We start from the raw sequence: 17,885 nt of genomic DNA, 5'->3' as shown, positions 1-17,885 counted from the left end.
GAATCATTCTGGGGAATGTTAAAATCGGAGATGTACTATCTACAGAAATTCAATACATACGAAGAGCTAGAAGTAGCCATTACGGAATACATAAATTACTACAATAATCATCGGTACCAGAAAAGGCTAAACCGTATGACGCCTCTAGAATATAGGCAATATCTACAAAGTTCTGTGGCATAAAGAAGACACCAACCTAAGTTCAGATTGGTGTCTAAGCTTTTTGTTTTTTCACTGTCTACTTGACAGGGGGCACTTCAAAGCGAACAGGGCTTTGATATTATTCCATGCAATGGTTATCTGTGTAAATTTGGAACGTGATGCCAAACTTGTCCTTCACATTGCCGTATGCTGGGCTGAAGAACGTTTCTTGCAGAGGCATAATCACTTGACCGCCTTCTTGCAGGGCATCAAAAATCTTATGAGCTTGTTCTTTATCATCGGTCGAGATGCAGATGGTCACTTGATCACCAAGCTGATGCGGTTGTCCTGGAAAGGTATCGGAGAACATCAGTTCCGTTTCACCTACTCGAATGGTAGCATGTCCGATGCGATTCTTGGCTTCTTCAGGTAATGGGAACTCCGGATTTTCCGGCATTTCACCGAAGGTTTGCTTATACAGCACTTCAGCACCTAAAGCTTGCTCGTAAAAGCTAATTGCTTCACTTGCAGTACCATTCAAAACAATGTAAGGAATCAAACGCAATGCCATCAGTCAACATCTCCCTTGGTTTTCATATGACCAACTAGTCAAGCCCACTTACTATTATTACCCATAGTGTGATTGTAATGCATAGAACGTATGTTTGCAAGTGGAGAATTGATCAGGAAGCTGATGAATTCCGACGAATCATGACTACGTAACAGACCATGGCGCCGATGGTAGATAGAGCAATGATGATCCCCATTGGTACGGCCGTATGTTCGCCGCTGATTCCCACAAGCGGGGCGACAATTCCCCCGCTAATGAAGGAAAGTAGCCCCTGTAGAGCAGATGCACTTCCTGCCGCCTTGCTTTGATTTTGCATGGCAAGGGAAAAGCCTGTTGCGCCGACAATCCCTACACTGGATACAACAAAGAAGAGGGGTACGAGCACAGCAATAAGGCCAGCTTGAAGGAGAATCATTGCCAGAAGAAGTATTCCACCGATTCCCGCAATCGTAATCCCAGCAATGAACAAGGAAGTTTCTTTCACTTTCCCGGCAAGCTTCCCTGTGATTTGACTCGCAATAATAATGCCCACACCATTAATCGCGAAAATCAGACTAAAGGTTTGTGGAGACACTTCAAATATTTTTTGAAACACAAAGGGCGAACCGGCGATGTAGGCAAACATAGCAGCAATCACCAGTCCCTGCGCCATGGCGTAACCCATGAAAACGCGATCCTTCAGCAAGGTACCAAAGGTCGTCAGTGTATTGCCGATTCCCGCCTTGGAGCGGCGCTCTTGTGGCAAGGTTTCTGGAAGAGCAAGCAGCACGACGAGGAACATGATAGCGCCAATCAAACCCAGAACGACAAACACGCCGTGCCAGGTAGTGAATTCCAGGATTTGTCCCCCTACGATAGGTGCCGCAATCGGAGCGATCCCGTTAATGAGCATCAAGAGGGCGAAAAACTTCGTCAACTCTGTCCCTGCGTACAAATCGCGAACCGTAGCGCGGGCGATAACGATACCAGCAGAACCAGCAAGACCTTGTACGAAGCGAAGCAAGACGAACGTATAAATAGAGGGTGCTACCGCACACAAAAAGGAAGAGACCGCATACAAAATGAGCCCGATAATCAAAGGGATTCTTCGACCGCGTACGTCGCTGATCGGCCCCGCGAACAATTGACCAAAGGACAGACCGAGCATGCATGCTGTCAAACTGAGTTGAGTCATGGAGGTGCTCGTTTGCAAATCATCGGCAAGCATAGGAAGTGCAGGTAAATACATATCTAAGGATAGCGGGCCAAAGGCAGAAAGTGACCCTAGAATCGCAGCCATCCACAATCGGCGTGATTTGTTACCGGTAAGGGATGTGGAATCAAGTTCTTTTGCTAGTTTATTCACGGCAAGTTGTCAAACCTTTCTCATTATTTTTCCAGAAAAGAAGCTTTTTACAATGCAGAAGTGGACTGCGTATTTTGCGAGTAAAAAGCTTGGAGGTTGCTGTGCATGCGATCGAGTAAGCCCCGCAAAACATCTTTTTCTTCTTCTGAGAATCCGATGAAGCAGTTTTCCTCAATGACGCGTAATACTTCTTTGACGTGCTTGGTAGCCATCCGACCTTTGTCGGTAAGATAAACGCGGGAAATACGTTGGTCCCGTTCATCTGCTCTGCGCTCAACAAGTCCCGATTTTGCCATCCGATTAATCATGACGGTAAGCGTAGCGGGCTTTACTCCGATTTTTCGGGCCAATTCTCTTTGAATCATTCCATCTTTTTCTGTCAAGCGCATCAAGAGAATGGGCTGACCGGGATAAACGTCGTATTTTTGAATCAGAAATTCTACATTTTGCCGATGCATTTTCATCACATGAGATGCAGAATGTGTTAATGCGGTTGCATAACTGAACTCCACCAAAGTACCCCCAATTAATTAGTCTGCTAATGAATATTTTGTTAAAGACGCCCGTAAGCTTAATGCCTTGTCCTATTATACAAAAACGATTAGTGTTCGTCATGAAAATGATTTGCAGTTACGAGCTTTGGGAGGATACGCTGCATCCTTTGGAGAAGTAATAATGTCCTTGAAAATCGAAAGAACAGGTTAGGTGAGATCAAGATGATCCTGAATGAAAAAATAAAAGCGGCTGTCGTGGAATTAACAGGAGTAAATGGGGAAGATCTCGGAATCATCTCCACAAAAGAAGCGTTACAAATGGCAAAAGAACAGGGAGTGGATTTAGTGTGTCTGTCTTTGGCTTCGAGTCCGCCGCCTTGTCAGTTAGTGAATCGGACGAATTATAAGGAACAGGTTATCAAGGAAAACGCCAAAAACCGAAAAGCAGAAAAAGGCGTTAAAGTAAAAGAAATTCGTTTAAGTGCCTACATCGAAGACCATGATTATGATACGAAAAAAAGACAGGCAGAACGAATTCTTTCATCTGGGGATGCCGTGCAATTGACTGTAAAACTGGAGAAAAAGGAAAGTCAGGAAGCCAAGCGATTAATTGAGCAGTTCATCAAAGATCTGACTCATTGCGGAAAACAGGATAAAGGAATTCAAGTAAGCGGCAAGCAGGTAGTTGCCAATCTTTTGCCGCTCTAATCAAGAAAAGGGAGTAAGCACATGCCTTTCACTTTTTCTCACCCGGCTATTGTACTGCCGTTACGCAAATGCAAGTGGTTTTCGTTCTCTGCCCTCGTTTTTGGCAGTATGGCACCCGATTTTGAGTATTTCTTCCGGATGCAGCCATCCAGTGTTTATAGTCACACCATGCTCGGATTGGTGCTGGTTGATTTGCCCATCGCGATCCTATTGGCGTTTTTGTACCAGTACGTGGTCAAGAAGCCGATGCTTGCGCGTTTGCCAGAGTGGGTTGGACGAGGTCTGGACTACAAAGACAATGGTAGTAGAATGCCTGCGTGGCGTGCGGCCTTTGTATTTGTGTATTCTGCGTTACTCGGTAGTTTGAGTCATATCGCATGGGACGCCTTCACTCATGACGGTGGTCGTATGGTTGACCACTTCTTGTTCCTGCAACAATCCATTTCGATCGCTCATTATCAAGTACCCGTTTACAAGCTGTTGCAGCACGGCAGTACCCTTTTCGGCGGCTTAGCCATATTGTATGTCATTGCACAAAGTGCGCAAAAAAACAGACAGATCGTCATGAGACAAGTACCTGTCTTGGAAAAATGGTTGTTTTGGTTCGGAGTGGGGTTGTTTGGTATCGTGACGGTCTTTTTACACGCATTCCTCGTTAAAGGAATATCACCCTTCGTCCATCCTTTGCAGCAAGTCGTCCCGTTTCTCTCGGGATCACTACTTGGAATCGTGGTGCTCTGCTTCGCTTTGGACAGGCTTAGTTTGAAAAAATAGGGCAGGTTTACCTCGGTAATAAAATACAGAATCCCTCGATATGAGGGATTTTATTGTGTCTAAATTGAAAAATCCTCAGACTTCAAATTCATTAAATCATCACGGGTTGGGTCAGGAATTTTGAGCAATCTAACGGCTTGCACACGTATTGCCTTTTCAATATTATTTCGTACATATCTTGCATTACTGAAATTTACATGAAACGGATCGTTCGTTACTGTTAGCAATCTTCTTCTCAGCTTTTCACTTGCTTCTGGAGATATTTTATACTCCTTGTTCTTTGCCATTACATTTGCAATTTCCATCAACTCATCTACCTCATAATCAGCAAAGTTGATGTGGACAGGAAAACGTGAAGGCAGTCCCGGATTTAACTCAAGGAATGTATCCATTTCATCATTGTACCCGGCAATTATACAGACGAAATCATTGCCAAAATCCTCAAGGCATTTTGTAAGGCAATCTACAGCCTCTTTTCCAAAATCTTTTTCACCTCCACGAGCTAATGAGTAGGCCTCATCGATAAACAGTATTCCTCCCATGGCTTTCTTAACTAGATCACGGGTCTTTTGTGCCGTGTGCCCAATAAATTCACCAACGAGGTCTGCACGTTCAACTTCAGTTAGATGGCCCTTCGTTAAAACACCCATTTCCTTAAAGATCTTTCCGAAAAGGCGTGCGATTGTTGTTTTCCCTGTACCGGGATTTCCTTTAAAAACCATATGGAAAACCTGCTTTTCAATTTTAAGCCCGTGCCGTTCCCTTGCTTTATTCATTTTGATGAGCGCATAAATTTCATAAATCGTTTTCTTGGCTTCATGTAAACCAATCAGGCTTTCTAATTCTTCAAAAACAGTTGTTAAATTGGAACTCGACGTGGTACGAACTATTTCAGGTAAAGTATTTAGCTGCTTAACACTAACTGGTCGATTGAATACAACTTGAATTCGATTATTACTGCTTGAAGATTCGAGCACTTCAGTTTGAGGAATGGCTCCTGCTTGCTTCACATGTTTCACCTGCCTTGACCATCATACAGAAAGTATACTCAGGAACATCGGAAAACCTGCCAGTTTTTACGCAAGAGATGGAAGTGGACAAGTCATTGGGCGAGATTGGAATGTAGATGTAAAAATGTGTGGATTTGTACAAGGAACAAATGAAAGTGTTATAAGCGTTTGGCGGTCATTTTAAAAAACAGAAAAAGGTTGGACTTAAAGTTGTAAATGAAGACAGCGGATCACCAGTTGGAGCGCCTGATTCTAAAAACACAAAAATCCAAGGAAAAAAGAAACCTCAGAAATTAGCGCATGTGCAAGCAGTGAGGATAAAAGCGAGTCAATTAACCAAAAAAGAATTGATGAAAACCAAAACCAGGAGATTTCAAATATAAATCAGCATCAAAAGACAACCGACCATTACTCCGTGAGCGAAGAGTGATGGTCGTTCTGTTTTCTTCAAGGTTTCTCATTCAAAATTCCATAATATGGTATAATCTCCCAAAATAAAGGACTTTACAAAACATGCGGAGGATCAAGATGGAGCAAAAGAAATATACGGACGTCGTACGTCTCGGACATCAAACGACAGAAAGCGTATTCAAGGAAGGAGATAGCATTATCATTCAAGAAAAGCTTGACGGAGCGAATGCAAGCTTTCGATACGATGAAGAAACAAACAGCATCCGGGCATTTTCTCGAAATACGGAATTGCATGAGGAAGAGAATCTGCATGGCTTTTTTCAATGGACACAACAGCTCCCGAAAGAGAAAATCGTGGCGGGCATGGTTTATTTCGGAGAGTGGTTGAATCCGCATAAAATCAAATATCCCCAGTATGAAAAGCAATTTTTTTTATTTGATATGTACGACACCGCTGCCTGCGAATATGTGGATTTCGCTATCGTGGAAAGGGAAGCGCAGCGACTTGGCTTGCATCTCGTACCGGTCTTTTATCAGGGGGAATACCAAGGGGAAGAGCATCTCAGATCGTTTGTCGGTAAAACAGCGCTAGGTGGCAAGCTCCGGGATGAAGAAATCGGTGAGGGCATCGTCGTAAAAAATGCCGATTACCGGGATCGTTTTGGACGGCAGATATATGTCAAAATCGTCACGGATGTATTTAGTGAAGTCAAACGTCAAAAGCCACCGAAAGATCCGAATCAGCCCAAGCCGGGAGAAGTGTTGTTTGTAGAGCAGTATGTGACACTCGCGCGTGTGGAGAAGTTTCTCTACAAATTGATTGATGAAGGTGTACTGGAAGAGACCTTTGGTGTAAAAGACATGGGGGTTATCCTGAAAAATCTGAATCTCCGCATCCATGAAGATATCCTCAAGGAAGAGTTGGATGCCTTGCCTGATGGATACGATGAGAAGGAGCTCCGCAAAGCGATTAGCAAAGTGATTCCGCTTTTTATGAAGGAGATTTTCACGGAGAAAGCGGCAGGTAACCCATGACATAAGTTGATTTCAGGTGGCGTGCCCCGCTGCCGTAACGTTTTGGGCAAAATGTGGTATGATAGTCATGAAGGGGCGTGAATCGGTGAACGATCTGATCAAAATGCAAGAAACGGCCATACTGGTTGGTTGCTATTTAGATAACCGGGATGAAGAAAGAACCCGTCTTTCCATGGAAGAATTGCATGAGCTGGCCGATACTGCTGGTGTAGAAGTACTGGACGTCATCACGCAAAATCGGGACCGGGTTGATTCTGCTTGGTATTTGGGGACAGGAAAAATTGATGAAATCGCGCAGAGAGCTGAAGAGCTGGAAGTGGACGTCATCATTTTCAACGATGAGTTGTCTCCGAGTCAGACTCGTAATTTGGATAAAGTTTTTGATTGCAAAGTGATTGACCGTACGCAGCTCATTTTGGATATTTTCGCAGGGCGTGCACAGTCGCGTGAAGGGAAAATCCAGGTAGAGCTGGCGCAGTACAATTACTTGCTGCCGCGGCTTGCCGGGCAAGGGAAACAGCTGTCTCGTCTCGGAGGCGGTATCGGTACCCGAGGTCCAGGTGAAACCAAGCTGGAAAGCGACCGTCGTCATATCCGCAAGCGGATCAGTGAACTCAAGCAGCAATTAGAGGATACTGTTCGGACGAGACAATTGCATCGGGAGCGTCGGAAGAAAAACAATGTGTTCCAGATTGCGTTGGTTGGCTATACGAACGCTGGGAAGTCGACGATCCTCAACAAGCTTACGAATGCAAACACGTTGCAGGAAGACAAACTGTTTGCCACTTTGGACCCGACGACCAGGCAATTAGAGCTGCCAAACGGACTGGATGTGCTATTGACAGATACAGTTGGTTTTATTCAAGATTTGCCAACGAGTCTGGTCGCTGCATTCCGTTCGACGCTGGAAGGTGTAAAGGAAGCAGACCTCATCCTGCATGTGGTGGATAGTCATCATCCTGATTTCCAAGTACACATGGAAGTTGTAGACAAGATTTTGCGCGAGCTAAAAGCAGAAGAAATTCCGCAGTTAGTCGTTTTCAACAAGGCAGATATGCTAACAGAAGGTTCTTATTTGCCGCGTGCAGACGAATCGATTTTGATTTCTGCCATGCGGGAAGATGACCTGAAGCAACTGCTCGCCCGGATTGAATCATTTGCCCTGCAATCATTTAATGAAATGAAGCTGCGCGTTCCTGTCGAGCGGGGAGACATTCTCTCCCTATTGCATCGGGATGGGGTAGAGATGGAACAAGAATTTAATGAAGAGGAAGCGGCCTACTTGATCACCGTCCGTGTGAACAAGGAAAATCCGATATACGGCAGGATTGCTCCTTTCCTCCTGGATAAACCAGAGACTGTTGAAGAGAGTTGGTAAGTAACAGATGTTTTCATACTTTTCCCATGGAGAAAAGCTTCGTCCTCTGGTGATGGAGGTGGAAGCGACGATTTCAGAGAGACATCGTCAAATTTCCGCTTTGGTGGATACGAATCAATTGAAAGTACTTCGTTCCTTCCAAAAGCACGAGGTTAATGAATTTCATTTTTCAACATCCACAGGCTATGGCTACGATGATTCTGGACGTGCAACGTTAGAATCGATTTATGCCGAAGTGTTTGGCGGAGAAGCGGCTTTGGTCCGCAACCATATCATCTCGGGCACACATGCGATTGCGATTTCTTTGTTTGGAATCCTTCGTCCAGGGGATGATCTGCTTTATATTACGGGCAAACCGTACGATACGCTTGAAGAGGTAGTAGGTGTGCGTGGTGAAGGGCAGGGCTCGCTCAAGGATTACGGCATCGGTTATAGCTACGTGCCTTTGACGCCAGAAGGTGAAATTGATTTTGTGGCAGTTGCACAAGCGATTACCCCCAAGACGAAGGTCATCGGGATTCAACGTTCGCGAGGCTATGCAGATCGACCTTCTTTCACTATTGCGAAAATCAAAGAAATGATTCGGGTTGTAAAAGAAATCAAGCCTGATCTGATCGTATTTGTAGACAACTGCTACGGAGAGTTCACGGAGGAGCAAGAGCCCTTGCATGTAGGTGCAGACATCATGGCAGGCTCTCTCATCAAAAACCCGGGTGGCGGCTTGGTCAAAACAGGCGGTTATATAGTGGGACGCGAGGATTTGGTTCAGCTTGCTTCGTATCGGATGGCAGCACCGGGAATAGGCGCAGAGGGTGGTGCATCGCTCTACTCGCTCCTGGAGATGTACCAAGGCTTCTTCTTGGCTCCACACGTTGTAGGAGAAGCTTTAAAGGGAGCGGTATTCTCTTCGGCAATGCTGGAGCGTCTGGGCTTCAAAACCAATCCACTGTGGCATGAGCCGCGAACCGACTTGATTCAATCCGTGGAATTCGGCAGTGCGGAACGACTGATCACGTTTTGCCAAGGAATACAGAAAGCAGCACCAGTCGATTCACACGTCACTCCGTATCCAAGCGAAATGCCTGGATACGCTGACCCTGTGATTATGGCAGCCGGTACGTTTATTCAAGGGGCGAGCATTGAATTCTCGGCCGATGGTCCGATTCGTCCACCGTACTTGGGCTTCGTTCAAGGCGGGTTGACGTACTCGCATGTAAAAGTAGGGATTTTGACGGCGTTGAATGGGATGCTGGAAAAAGGCTTACTCGAAATACCGGGTGAATAGGATAAAAGCGCAAGGAATGGACGACATTCTCTGGATGGTGGAGGATGTCGTTTTTCATGTGAAAAAACTGTACATAACTTTCTGTGTAATATTATCTAACATCTATTGACAGGGATTTTGTTATAAAATAGAATAAGACTTAGAAATACGAAACAGGAGGGACAAGTCATGAGTGATGACCTTCGCCGGAATATGGCCCTCTTTCCCATTGGGATCGTCATGAAGCTGACGGATCTCACTGCGAGGCAAATCCGTTATTACGAACAAAACGATCTGATTCAGCCTGCCCGCACAGAAGGGAAGCAGAGGCTCTTTTCTTTCAACGACGTAGATCGCTTGTTGGAGATCAAGGCTCTGATTGAAAAAGGACTGAATATCGCAGGGATCAAGCAAGTCCTGCAAATGCAAGAGCCTGCTTTGGAACAAACAGAGATTACCACGACGTCCGAAGAGAAACGCAAGGACATGTCCGACAAAGAGCTGCATCAGCTCCTAAGGCAACAGATTATGTATCGCGATGCCACTCGCCATGGCGAGGGTGCATTGATACGTGGAGAGCTTTCCCGCTTCTTCCACTAGATAGAAAGCCGATATAGAGACAGGAGGAGAGAAATGTGAGCAAGTTTACAAGAGAAGACATCATGCGCATGGCCAAAGAAGAGGACGTAAGGTATATTCGACTGCAGTTTACCGATCTGATGGGGATCATTAAAAACGTAGAAATCCCGCTGTCCCAATTGCCAAAAGCACTCGATGGCAAAATGATGTTTGATGGTTCTTCCATCGAAGGCTTCGTTCGCATCGAGGAATCCGACATGTACCTGGTACCTGATCTGGATACATGGGTAGTATTCCCGTGGGGCAATGAATTTGGTAAAATTGCACGTCTGATCTGTGATATCCACATGCCAGATGGCTCTCCATTCGAAGGAGACCCGCGCTATATCCTGAAGCGTGCCTTGAAAGAAGCCGAAGAAATGGGCTTCACAGCTTTCAACGTAGGTCCAGAGCCTGAGTTTTTCCTGTTCAAGCTGGACGCAAAAGGTGAGCCTACGCTGGATCTGAACGACCAAGGCGGATACTTCGACTTTGCTCCACTCGACTCCGGTGAAAACTGCCGCCGTGATATCGTATTGACGCTGGAAAAAATGGGTTTTGAAGTGGAAGCATCTCACCACGAGGTAGCTCCTGGTCAACACGAAATCGACTTCAAGTATGCAAATGCACTCCAAGCAGCTGACCAAATTTTGACGTTCAAACTGGTTGTTAAAACCATCGCGCAAAAACATGGTCTGCATGCAACCTTCATGCCAAAACCGCTGTACGGTGTAGCTGGTTCCGGTATGCACGCGAACCAATCGCTGTTCCGTGGTAAAGAAAATGCTTTCTATGACGAGTCCGATGTAATGGGACTGAGCCAAACAGCGAAGCATTACCTGGCAGGTATTTTGCAGCATGCGCGCAGCTTTACTGCGATCACGAACCCGCTCGTAAACTCCTACAAGCGTTTGGTTCCTGGTTACGAGGCTCCTTGCTACGTAGCTTGGTCTGCGAAAAACCGCTCTCCATTGATCCGTATCCCTGCTTCCAGAGGCTTGAGCACGCGTATTGAAGTACGTAGCCCAGACCCTGCAACGAACCCATACTTGGCGTTGGCAGTTATGCTGAAAGCTGGCTTGGACGGAATCAAAAACAAGCTTACTCCACCACCTGCTATCGATCGCAATATCTACGTGATGACCGAGCAAGACCGCGAAGCAAACGGAATCGAGAACTTGCCTGCTACTTTGAAGGAAGCAATCGAGTGCCTGAAAGCAGATCCGGTGATTTGCGAAGCATTGGGCGAGCATGCATTGGTACACTTTATTGAAGCGAAAGAAATTGAGTGGGATATGTTCCGCACACGCGTTCACGATTGGGAGCGCGAGCAATACATGACTGCTTATTAATAAGCAAAACCCCTTGTGCCTGTAGGTGCGAGGGGTTTTTTCTATGTTATCTATCTCAATTTTCTTTGAGATGCGGGTATATACAGCAGCTCTTCATTTTCTCACGCTCTTCTTTTTCCGGATATACCAGCCGCGTTTATGAAAGGAGATGGACCTGTATTTCTGAGCCAGTCTGATGATTCGCTTGCGAGTAAGTGATGCCGGTTTTGAAGATAAGCTTTTGTTAAGCGAACTTCTTACAAGCTGATGACCGGGGTAGTGAGCTTTCACGAAGTTACCGTAAGTTTCGAACTCGGAGAAGCCGGCATAACTCTGCTTGTTGGTTTTCTTGATAATCGCCCAGTACCATCTAGTCTTATGCCTAGCCTCAATTTTAGACTTCAACCGGGAGAGCTTCGATTTGTCGAACAGCATATAGTGGGCAACGAAAGAGCGTGAAGCGGTTGGCTTGGTTCCCATTAATTTTTTATAGGTGTGAAAATACTCGGGACGACTCCAGTTACGGCAGTAAAAAACGGTTTTCCCGTTGACGAGAAAGACATGAGGTCGGATGAGAATGGTGTCGGCGTCAATCACAAGGTAATACCTTTGCTTGGTCAAGTTTCCCCCCGCCAGCTTCAACAATTGTTGGAGCAGCCAGCCTGAGCGATTGGTGCGTTTGGTTTGGTAGTGAATATCTTTTTTGGTAATCGGTAAAACGCGTTTTTCATTGATGAAGGTGCAGTTTTTACGCCGGCAAAGGGCTTGGATTCGTTTGCTTGGTGGCGATACAACCATGATCCTACCGACCGGATGCTTCACTTGCTTACGGATACTGTCAATGACATAGGGAAGAGTGCCAAGGTCTTTCTCAATAGCTGGGATCAGGACATCAATTTTGATAGAGCTGTTGAAGGTGCTTTTCGCTGAACGTGTCAACTTCTCAACTCCTTTTCGGTAAGCAGTTTCAAGCAGGCCAGAGGGTCCGACTTTCCAGATAGGATATGATTTTCTTTGTTAGCGTGAATCTGACAGATATGGAAATCCTGCGAAATGTGTGTTTGTCTGCCTTCTTGAGCCATTGAGTGACTTTCCTTACTCACTTTGTTTCGTCGAAATGGTTGACCTACAACAATGGCAGCTCGATCAGACTCGGATGGTACTGACTGGATAAAGACGTTTCTTTGAAGTAGACCGAAACAGATGGAGCTGGCAGAAAACCAGGAGCCCTGTGATGACCGAGACGAAATCCGACGAAACCAGCAAAAGGCGTTTGGTGGAGGGGAGATTGAAAGTTGATAGGTATGGTCTTTGACCATGGAAGCCCTATCCAAATGCATATCGGGGATGAATTCATTCACATTTTTAACGTTCTGTGTACAAAGAAAAATAGCCGTTCGATTAGAACGGCACTTCGGGTGATCAGTTACGGTTTAAGTTTAAATGGAGTAATTTAAAGTTGCTGTACCACCGTCAGCGGTGCCTCATATAGCCGATGAAATGAGCTTACACATCCAAGCTGTTGATGATAGCTAATATTTGATGATCTGTCCATTTGCCATTAATCTTGATATTTTCTTTAGCGATACCTTCTTTTTTAAACCCTACTTTTTCTAATACGCGAATAGATGCTATATTGTCAGGCATGGCTCCTGCTTCAATTCTATGTAGTTTTAATTCTCTAAAAGCAAAGTCTACAACAAGTTGAAGAGCTTCTGTTGTATAGCCCTTTCCATTATACTCCTTATCTAAAGAAAATCCCGTAGTACAGCTTTGGAGGTTTCCCCTAACAATTTGAGTTAATGAAATGTCTCCGATAAGTTTATCAGTTGCTTTTAAAAAGATTCCAAAAGCATATACTTGCCCTTCATCTGTCTTTTTTAATACCTGTTCAATGCGTATTTTTTGGTGTTCTTCAGTATAAAAGACTTCTGGGAGTAAGGGGCAAACTCGTTGAAAAAATTCACGATTTCTAGTATGCAATTTAGCTAACTCGCTGGCGTCAGAAATCTTGTAAAGTCGAAGATATACTTGTTGTCCTACTAGTTTCATAAAATCCCTCCGATATCGTTTTAATACATTCTTATTATTGTTAATCAAAGAAAAGATTAATGAATATTGTATTCATTTCGAATTAACAAAACCTCACCTTTTTCCCACATTGTACCACCCGTCTGAGTTTTACAGAATAAGTATTTGCACGTTCGTATGTTACTCAATAACAGATACTCTGTCCATGAGCAGAATCGCGTACATTGAAGGACGTGAAGAAGTCTCACACTATAATGATTGGTCTGCAGGTGTCATTGAGCTTGATGTTCCATCTGCGGGTAATAAAGCGTTTTAGTGCGTTGGTTACAGGAGGGGATCACGATTTCGTTTATGTGGATTAGCAAATGCACGCGTCAAAATGCGGAACTGGACAAAGAGTGCATGCTTCGATCACCAGTGTTTGTAAATTTCATTCTGTATGTATAGTGTTTCCTTGGATAGAACAATCATCCCACTTCAAAGCCTCCTTCTTTTAAAGAGGGAGGTTTTTATTTGTTTAAATAAAGTATGCAAACAAAAATACGATGGTCTGAATAATTTTTCGCAGATTGATAATATTACATGGAGTAATGGAGAATACAGTAAGGGGGTTATTCAAGTTGAAAAAGTTGAACGTAATTATGCTGGTTTTCATGTTAACGGTTACAATGAGTTTAACTGCATTCGCTGAGGCTGGTGGTACCACAGGTGCCGGGAACACAGGAGGAACAAACACCCCAAATAATATGACAGGCAATACAGGTGTAGGCGTAACAGGAAATGGGGCGCCTGCTAACACAGGTATCAATAACAACATGTACAGAACCACAGCAGTAGACACTGATGCAGACTGGGAATGGATAGGCTTGCTTGGTTTAGCTGGTCTTCTCGGTTTGAGGGGGAGAAATAGGGAGCGAAATCCCCAGAAGTAACAAAATCAACAACCCGTTTCTGTTTTGAGGAGACGGGTTGTTTTACTTGCATAACGCACCCACCAATTACCCACAAAATGATGAAATCATTTGATGTCATTTGAAACAACAGTGGGTGAAACTGTTGATTTTATGCGGTTTTCATGGAGCAGTAAAACTGATTGAAAAGCGTAGAATATGTTCCGCACACGCGTTCACGACTGGGAGCGATGGCTGCTTACTACTATGCGCTATGCGAACCCCCTTGTGCCTATAGGTGCGAGGGATTTTTCTATTTGGTGCGCAATTTTGATTTTTTACGTGTGCGTTGTGATATTTTGTTTAAAAAAATATTGCAGCTACATGGATGTATAAATAAACTAAAAATGTAATTAAATGTAATAAAAAGGGAGAGGGTAGGATGTTGAGAGGGAAATTTAAAAATATTCTGTTATGTGCTGTAGCTGTTTCGGGTTTAACGATTGGTACTCAAGGTGCATTTGCAAGTGATAGCACACAGAAGCCTATCCAGAAACAAAGTCAAGTGAAAATCCAAGCCAATGCCCAAGGACAGGTTCTTCACTCGTTTGATATTTCTAGAGTAGATCGTTGGCACAGCTCTGGTCCGTTCACTCTTAACTCAACCAAGTCAGTTAAGCTAAAAGTCCTTACTGCGAATATATCTTGGTCTCCAGTGACTCCATATTCAGAAGTCAGTATAGTTAGACAGGGTGACGGCAAACGCGTGACCATGTCGATTTATGCAAGGGATTATAAGGAAGAGGATTTTGTTATTGAGCCTGGTACGTATTACTTAGAGTTTCTAAACCACACTAGTATGCCGGTTTATATGAGAGGATCCCTAATTGAAAATTAACTTTTTCCGGATACAATTTCAGCAATAAATATAGAAATGAAGAGGTGGGGAAGATGTTGAAAAGGACATTCAAAAAGTTCCTATTATGTGGTGTAGCTGTTTCTGCTTTAACAATTGGCAATCAAGCTGCTTTTGCAAGTGGTATCAAACAAAACCAAACTTCACTTAAGCAAGTACAGAGTCAGGTTCAAGTTGAAAAACAAAGTCAGGACGACGCTTTCTATTGGTTCCATCTTTCTAGATTAGATAGCATAGCTTCATCAGGAAAATTCACCATCGACTCAAAAACGTCAGTTAAGGTAGTAGCTTTTACTGGTAGTGTATATCCCAGTTATCCTGCGTTCATTGATTCAAAAGTCACTATAGTTAACCCATATGGAAAAAACTTGTCTATGTCATTATTTGGGAATCAATATAAAGAAGAATATTTTGTACTTGAGCCCGGAACCTATTATTTAGAGTGTATAAATTATGCAGGTCGTCCTGTTTTTATGAATGTAAATTTATATAAAAATTAATATTTTTACTATTTTAATAAATCAAGGAATAAGTGCCGTCATGAAGGTGGGTGAGATGTAGTGCAGCAGTTTGTTGACTCAACGACAGAAGAATTATACTACACGGAAGAAATACTACGCCGGTCGGACGAGATTGTAAAAGTATTCACCCTGTAGTCGCAGCTCAAAAATTTGTGAAGATCAAAGCCAGCCAAAAGGCCGAGCGACGGCTCAGAAAGTTGTCGCTCGCTGAGGCCGGCTTTTTTATTCTTACTGTGTCTTAAGGAAGGACTGAATAGTATGTACTTACAAAAAAATCCAAACTCTATGATCAAAGCTGTAGAGTACAATCCACGGATCGACCTGAAGCCGGTGATCCTGATTACGAAAAGCGAAACGGTCCATCGAGGAATTTGGCTACGTTGAGCCTCTGGTCTGGAGTGAAAGAACAAGAAACCTGGTTATTGGCCATCAGCGTTTAAAAATTCTCATCAACGAACTGAAAGACACAGAGATTGAGGTCTCATGCGTTGATCTGGATGACAAACAGGAAAGTGATTTGGATATTCCTTTCACGTATACAACGGCACGATTTTACAGCGCTCTGATCACGGAGTGTATACGACTGAAAACCGCAATAAAAACACCATGACGATTATAAGCCAAGAGGAAGCGGTAGCTACTTTTGGTTGGTGCAGTCCATGATTGGGACACTGGCTCCGTTCGCAAAGGACATATTGCCAGAGGAACAATTTAAGGAAATTCAAGATGCAGCAGAGCCTCATTAGAAAATGATGTCTACTACAACCTGATCCCATATTTGTTTCTGATGAAAACCGTCAATAGTCGCGTTATGAAGTAACTCACTTGAGCTAGGATTGGTTTGGTAATCACTATAGAACCCAGATAAAATCCAACCATTTGGGGTGTTGTAAAACCGTATGATAGCTACGATTATTACCCTAATCATGCTTGCAAAGTCATAAAAAGTTGAATCGTATTAACATAATATTTTATTCGTATCAAGGAGAGATAAGAGCATGAGAATCTCCCGATCATAAAAGTAATTCCCAATTATATGAAAAAACCCTGTGATTATTTATTTTTCAATAATATACCTAATCGATTGCTGACCATTCCAAGTTGATCCAAAATGGCACGTAGGACAAGCCTACTCGTTATCATCTAATCTTGGACGCTGACTACAAATCCGCATGCTGTGCCGTTTGGAAAATGCGATTGACCTTAGTTCAATATCCTGAATTTCAAGGTAATCACTGCCACCTTGAGGCAAAAGTAACCAATTCAGTAGGAATTTTGAGCTATTTGGAGAATATGATTTATCAATGATTTGAATAGGGGGACGTTAATGTGGGCTTATTAGATGGTCTAATGGGTAACGCTTCGGAAGTTAGCATTGCTGAAGTTCAAAAGGAGTATGCTCAAATTTTAGCGAACAATGAGAGAATAGAAAAGGCGTACAAATTAATTCGAGATATGTTCATCTTCACCAACAAGCGATTAATACTGGTTGATAAGCAAGGCATTACTGGTAGGAAGATAGAGTACCATTCCATTCCTTATAAAAGTATTCATCATTTTAGCATTGAAACAGCCGGAAATTTTGACTTGGATGCGGAATTGAAAATTTGGGTTTCTGGAAGTGCAGTACCGATCCAAAAACAATTTAACAAGAACTTGAATATTTACCAGATACAGAGCGTATTGGCCGAGTACATTTTGGATTAATGTTGCTTGATGAAAAGCCGTTACTCAAATGGGACTGCCCCTGGAATGAAACGATTTGATAGAGGCATTATCAGCGGGCATTCTCTTGCGGGAAATTCTCATGCTAATGTCTTTTCCTTTTACTGCCTCTAAGTAAGCTAGAGACGTGTACATACTGCCCTGATCACTATGTAACATCATTCCTGAGCATTTGGAAGGTAACCTACAAGTGAGGAAGCATTACCAACTATTTACCAATATTTATCCATGAAGTAGCAGCCAAATCAAACCGATAAAAGGAATGTAATATGAAATCTAGTGTAGATTCTCTTGGGGATAAGCGTACGACTTAATCTGTGCAGATGAGTCTGCGCTATTTTTTTGTGGCAAGAGAAGGTATACATACCTATATATACTTGTAGTAAATATTGAGGCGATATCCTACTATATTGATGACTACTTTTTTATTCACGTATTACTTCTTGTGTACCCCAATTTGCTTAAAGCAGTTGGGGACTTTTTTTGTATTGAAGTGACCATATAGATAACCAGTTATCCGACGGCCGTTACATTTCGAACCTAAGTATTTCAATAAAACAATAAGTACATTATAAAAAAACAATCCCAATCCTTTTGTACCATACATGTCATTTACATAAATTTCAAACCGTACAAAAATAGCCTAAGTGAGCAGCTATTTTTGTACAGCTTTTTAAAATGTGGCGATGTTAGACTTTGCGGCTGCATTTTGATTCATTCCG

At 43.4% G+C, this 17,885-nt stretch carries 18 protein-coding genes and 1 pseudogene; 12 read left to right on the top strand and 7 right to left on the bottom strand.

Features of this window, described 5'->3' with window-relative positions:
• Positions 1-183: IS3 family transposase (locus C7R91_RS24195; protein WP_146142147.1), on the top strand; the 183-nt coding region annotated here is incomplete at its 5' end.
• Between the two features lie 97 nt (positions 184-280).
• Here the strand turns inward: C7R91_RS24195 and C7R91_RS24190 are convergent.
• The 3 genes from C7R91_RS24190 to C7R91_RS24180 form a co-directional block, all read right to left on the bottom strand.
• On the bottom strand, positions 281-712 hold the full coding sequence (locus C7R91_RS24190) for a VOC family protein (RefSeq protein ID WP_047067721.1): 432 nt from the start codon (positions 710-712) through the stop codon (positions 281-283).
• A 112-nt stretch (positions 713-824) separates the two neighbouring features.
• Positions 825-2,057 carry a multidrug effflux MFS transporter gene (locus tag C7R91_RS24185; RefSeq protein WP_047067718.1) on the bottom strand — a complete coding sequence of 411 codons (1,233 nt, stop codon included), beginning with the start codon at positions 2,055-2,057 and terminating at the stop codon, positions 825-827.
• A 47-nt stretch (positions 2,058-2,104) separates the two neighbouring features.
• On the bottom strand, positions 2,105-2,572 hold the full coding sequence (locus C7R91_RS24180; RefSeq protein ID WP_174769370.1) for a MarR family winged helix-turn-helix transcriptional regulator: 468 nt from the start codon (positions 2,570-2,572) through the stop codon (positions 2,105-2,107).
• Positions 2,573-2,773: 201 nt separating this feature from the next.
• Between C7R91_RS24180 and infC the strand changes: the two genes are divergently transcribed.
• Positions 2,774-3,259: a translation initiation factor IF-3 gene (gene infC / locus C7R91_RS24175; protein ID WP_047067717.1), complete on the top strand. Its 486-nt coding sequence runs from the start codon at positions 2,774-2,776 to the stop codon at positions 3,257-3,259.
• A 21-nt stretch (positions 3,260-3,280) separates the two neighbouring features.
• Positions 3,281-4,033: a DUF4184 family protein gene (locus C7R91_RS24170; RefSeq protein ID WP_047067715.1), complete on the top strand. Its 753-nt coding sequence runs from the start codon at positions 3,281-3,283 to the stop codon at positions 4,031-4,033.
• Positions 4,034-4,092: 59 nt separating this feature from the next.
• Here C7R91_RS24170 and C7R91_RS24165 read toward each other — a convergent pair whose 3' ends face one another.
• Complete coding sequence (locus C7R91_RS24165; RefSeq protein WP_047067714.1) at positions 4,093-5,043, bottom strand: AAA family ATPase; 951 nt, start codon at positions 5,041-5,043, stop codon at positions 4,093-4,095.
• A gap of 528 nt (positions 5,044-5,571) precedes the next feature.
• On the opposite strand from C7R91_RS24165, the gene C7R91_RS24160 reads away from it, so the two are divergent.
• From C7R91_RS24160 to glnA, 5 genes are all read left to right on the top strand, one after another.
• The gene (locus C7R91_RS24160; protein WP_047067712.1) at positions 5,572-6,489 is read left to right on the top strand and encodes an RNA ligase family protein; all 918 of its coding nucleotides are present in this window, start codon (positions 5,572-5,574) and stop codon (positions 6,487-6,489) included.
• A gap of 85 nt (positions 6,490-6,574) precedes the next feature.
• Positions 6,575-7,867 carry a GTPase HflX gene (hflX, locus tag C7R91_RS24155; RefSeq protein ID WP_047067710.1) on the top strand — a complete coding sequence of 431 codons (1,293 nt, stop codon included), beginning with the start codon at positions 6,575-6,577 and terminating at the stop codon, positions 7,865-7,867.
• Between the two features lie 7 nt (positions 7,868-7,874).
• Positions 7,875-9,152, top strand: coding sequence for a methionine gamma-lyase family protein (locus tag C7R91_RS24150; RefSeq protein ID WP_007719088.1), 1,278 nt, complete (start codon positions 7,875-7,877; stop codon positions 9,150-9,152).
• A gap of 168 nt (positions 9,153-9,320) precedes the next feature.
• Positions 9,321-9,731, top strand: coding sequence for a MerR family transcriptional regulator (locus C7R91_RS24145; RefSeq protein WP_007719086.1), 411 nt, complete (start codon positions 9,321-9,323; stop codon positions 9,729-9,731).
• 35 nt (positions 9,732-9,766) lie between these two features.
• Positions 9,767-11,101, top strand: a complete 1,335-nt coding sequence (glnA, locus tag C7R91_RS24140) for a type I glutamate--ammonia ligase (protein ID WP_047067708.1) — start codon at positions 9,767-9,769, stop codon at positions 11,099-11,101.
• Between the two features lie 93 nt (positions 11,102-11,194).
• Here glnA and C7R91_RS24135 read toward each other — a convergent pair whose 3' ends face one another.
• Together C7R91_RS24135 and C7R91_RS24130 are read right to left on the bottom strand one after the other, a co-directional pair.
• Positions 11,195-12,019, bottom strand: coding sequence for a DUF6492 family protein (locus tag C7R91_RS24135; protein WP_047067706.1), 825 nt, complete (start codon positions 12,017-12,019; stop codon positions 11,195-11,197).
• A gap of 567 nt (positions 12,020-12,586) precedes the next feature.
• The gene (locus C7R91_RS24130) at positions 12,587-13,132 is read right to left on the bottom strand and encodes a GNAT family N-acetyltransferase (RefSeq protein WP_047067704.1); all 546 of its coding nucleotides are present in this window, start codon (positions 13,130-13,132) and stop codon (positions 12,587-12,589) included.
• A 599-nt stretch (positions 13,133-13,731) separates the two neighbouring features.
• Here C7R91_RS24130 and C7R91_RS24125 point away from each other — a divergent pair.
• From C7R91_RS24125 to C7R91_RS24095, 4 genes are all read left to right on the top strand, one after another.
• Positions 13,732-14,043, top strand: a complete 312-nt coding sequence (locus C7R91_RS24125; protein ID WP_047067702.1) for a WGxxGxxG family protein — start codon at positions 13,732-13,734, stop codon at positions 14,041-14,043.
• A 400-nt stretch (positions 14,044-14,443) separates the two neighbouring features.
• Positions 14,444-14,899 (top strand): hypothetical protein, encoded by a 456-nt coding sequence (locus tag C7R91_RS24120; protein WP_047067700.1) that lies wholly within the window; start codon positions 14,444-14,446, stop codon positions 14,897-14,899.
• Between the two features lie 53 nt (positions 14,900-14,952).
• Positions 14,953-15,417 (top strand): hypothetical protein, encoded by a 465-nt coding sequence (locus C7R91_RS24115; protein ID WP_106786234.1) that lies wholly within the window; start codon positions 14,953-14,955, stop codon positions 15,415-15,417.
• 1,350 nt (positions 15,418-16,767) lie between these two features.
• Positions 16,768-17,145: a PH domain-containing protein gene (locus tag C7R91_RS24095; RefSeq protein ID WP_047067697.1), complete on the top strand. Its 378-nt coding sequence runs from the start codon at positions 16,768-16,770 to the stop codon at positions 17,143-17,145.
• 42 nt (positions 17,146-17,187) lie between these two features.
• On the opposite strand, the pseudogene C7R91_RS29820 reads toward C7R91_RS24095, so the two are convergent.
• A pseudogene (locus C7R91_RS29820) lies at positions 17,188-17,322 on the bottom strand (IS3 family transposase); the annotation flags it as partial.
• Positions 17,323-17,885 lie beyond the last annotated feature (563 nt).

It is taken from the genome of Brevibacillus formosus (assembly GCF_003013405.1).
Lineage (GTDB): Bacteria > Bacillota > Bacilli > Brevibacillales > Brevibacillaceae > Brevibacillus > Brevibacillus formosus.
This window is presented reverse-complemented; position numbering and strand designations above follow the sequence as displayed.

Excerpts from the sequence above, each read along its gene's own strand:
- C7R91_RS24120 (WP_047067700.1), top strand. The coding sequence starts at position 14,444 with ATGTTGAGAGGGAAATTTAAAAATATTCTGTTATGTGCTGTAGCTGTT.
- C7R91_RS24190 (WP_047067721.1), bottom strand. The coding sequence starts at position 712 with ATGGCATTGCGTTTGATTCCTTACATTGTTTTGAATGGTACTGCAAGT.
- C7R91_RS24160 (WP_047067712.1), top strand. The coding sequence starts at position 5,572 with ATGGAGCAAAAGAAATATACGGACGTCGTACGTCTCGGACATCAAACG.
- C7R91_RS24150 (WP_007719088.1), top strand. The coding sequence starts at position 7,875 with ATGTTTTCATACTTTTCCCATGGAGAAAAGCTTCGTCCTCTGGTGATG.
- infC (WP_047067717.1), top strand. The coding sequence starts at position 2,774 with ATGATCCTGAATGAAAAAATAAAAGCGGCTGTCGTGGAATTAACAGGA.
- C7R91_RS24170 (WP_047067715.1), top strand. The coding sequence starts at position 3,281 with ATGCCTTTCACTTTTTCTCACCCGGCTATTGTACTGCCGTTACGCAAA.
- C7R91_RS24145 (WP_007719086.1), top strand. The coding sequence starts at position 9,321 with ATGAGTGATGACCTTCGCCGGAATATGGCCCTCTTTCCCATTGGGATC.
- C7R91_RS24115 (WP_106786234.1), top strand. The coding sequence starts at position 14,953 with ATGTTGAAAAGGACATTCAAAAAGTTCCTATTATGTGGTGTAGCTGTT.
- C7R91_RS24130 (WP_047067704.1), bottom strand. The coding sequence starts at position 13,132 with ATGAAACTAGTAGGACAACAAGTATATCTTCGACTTTACAAGATTTCT.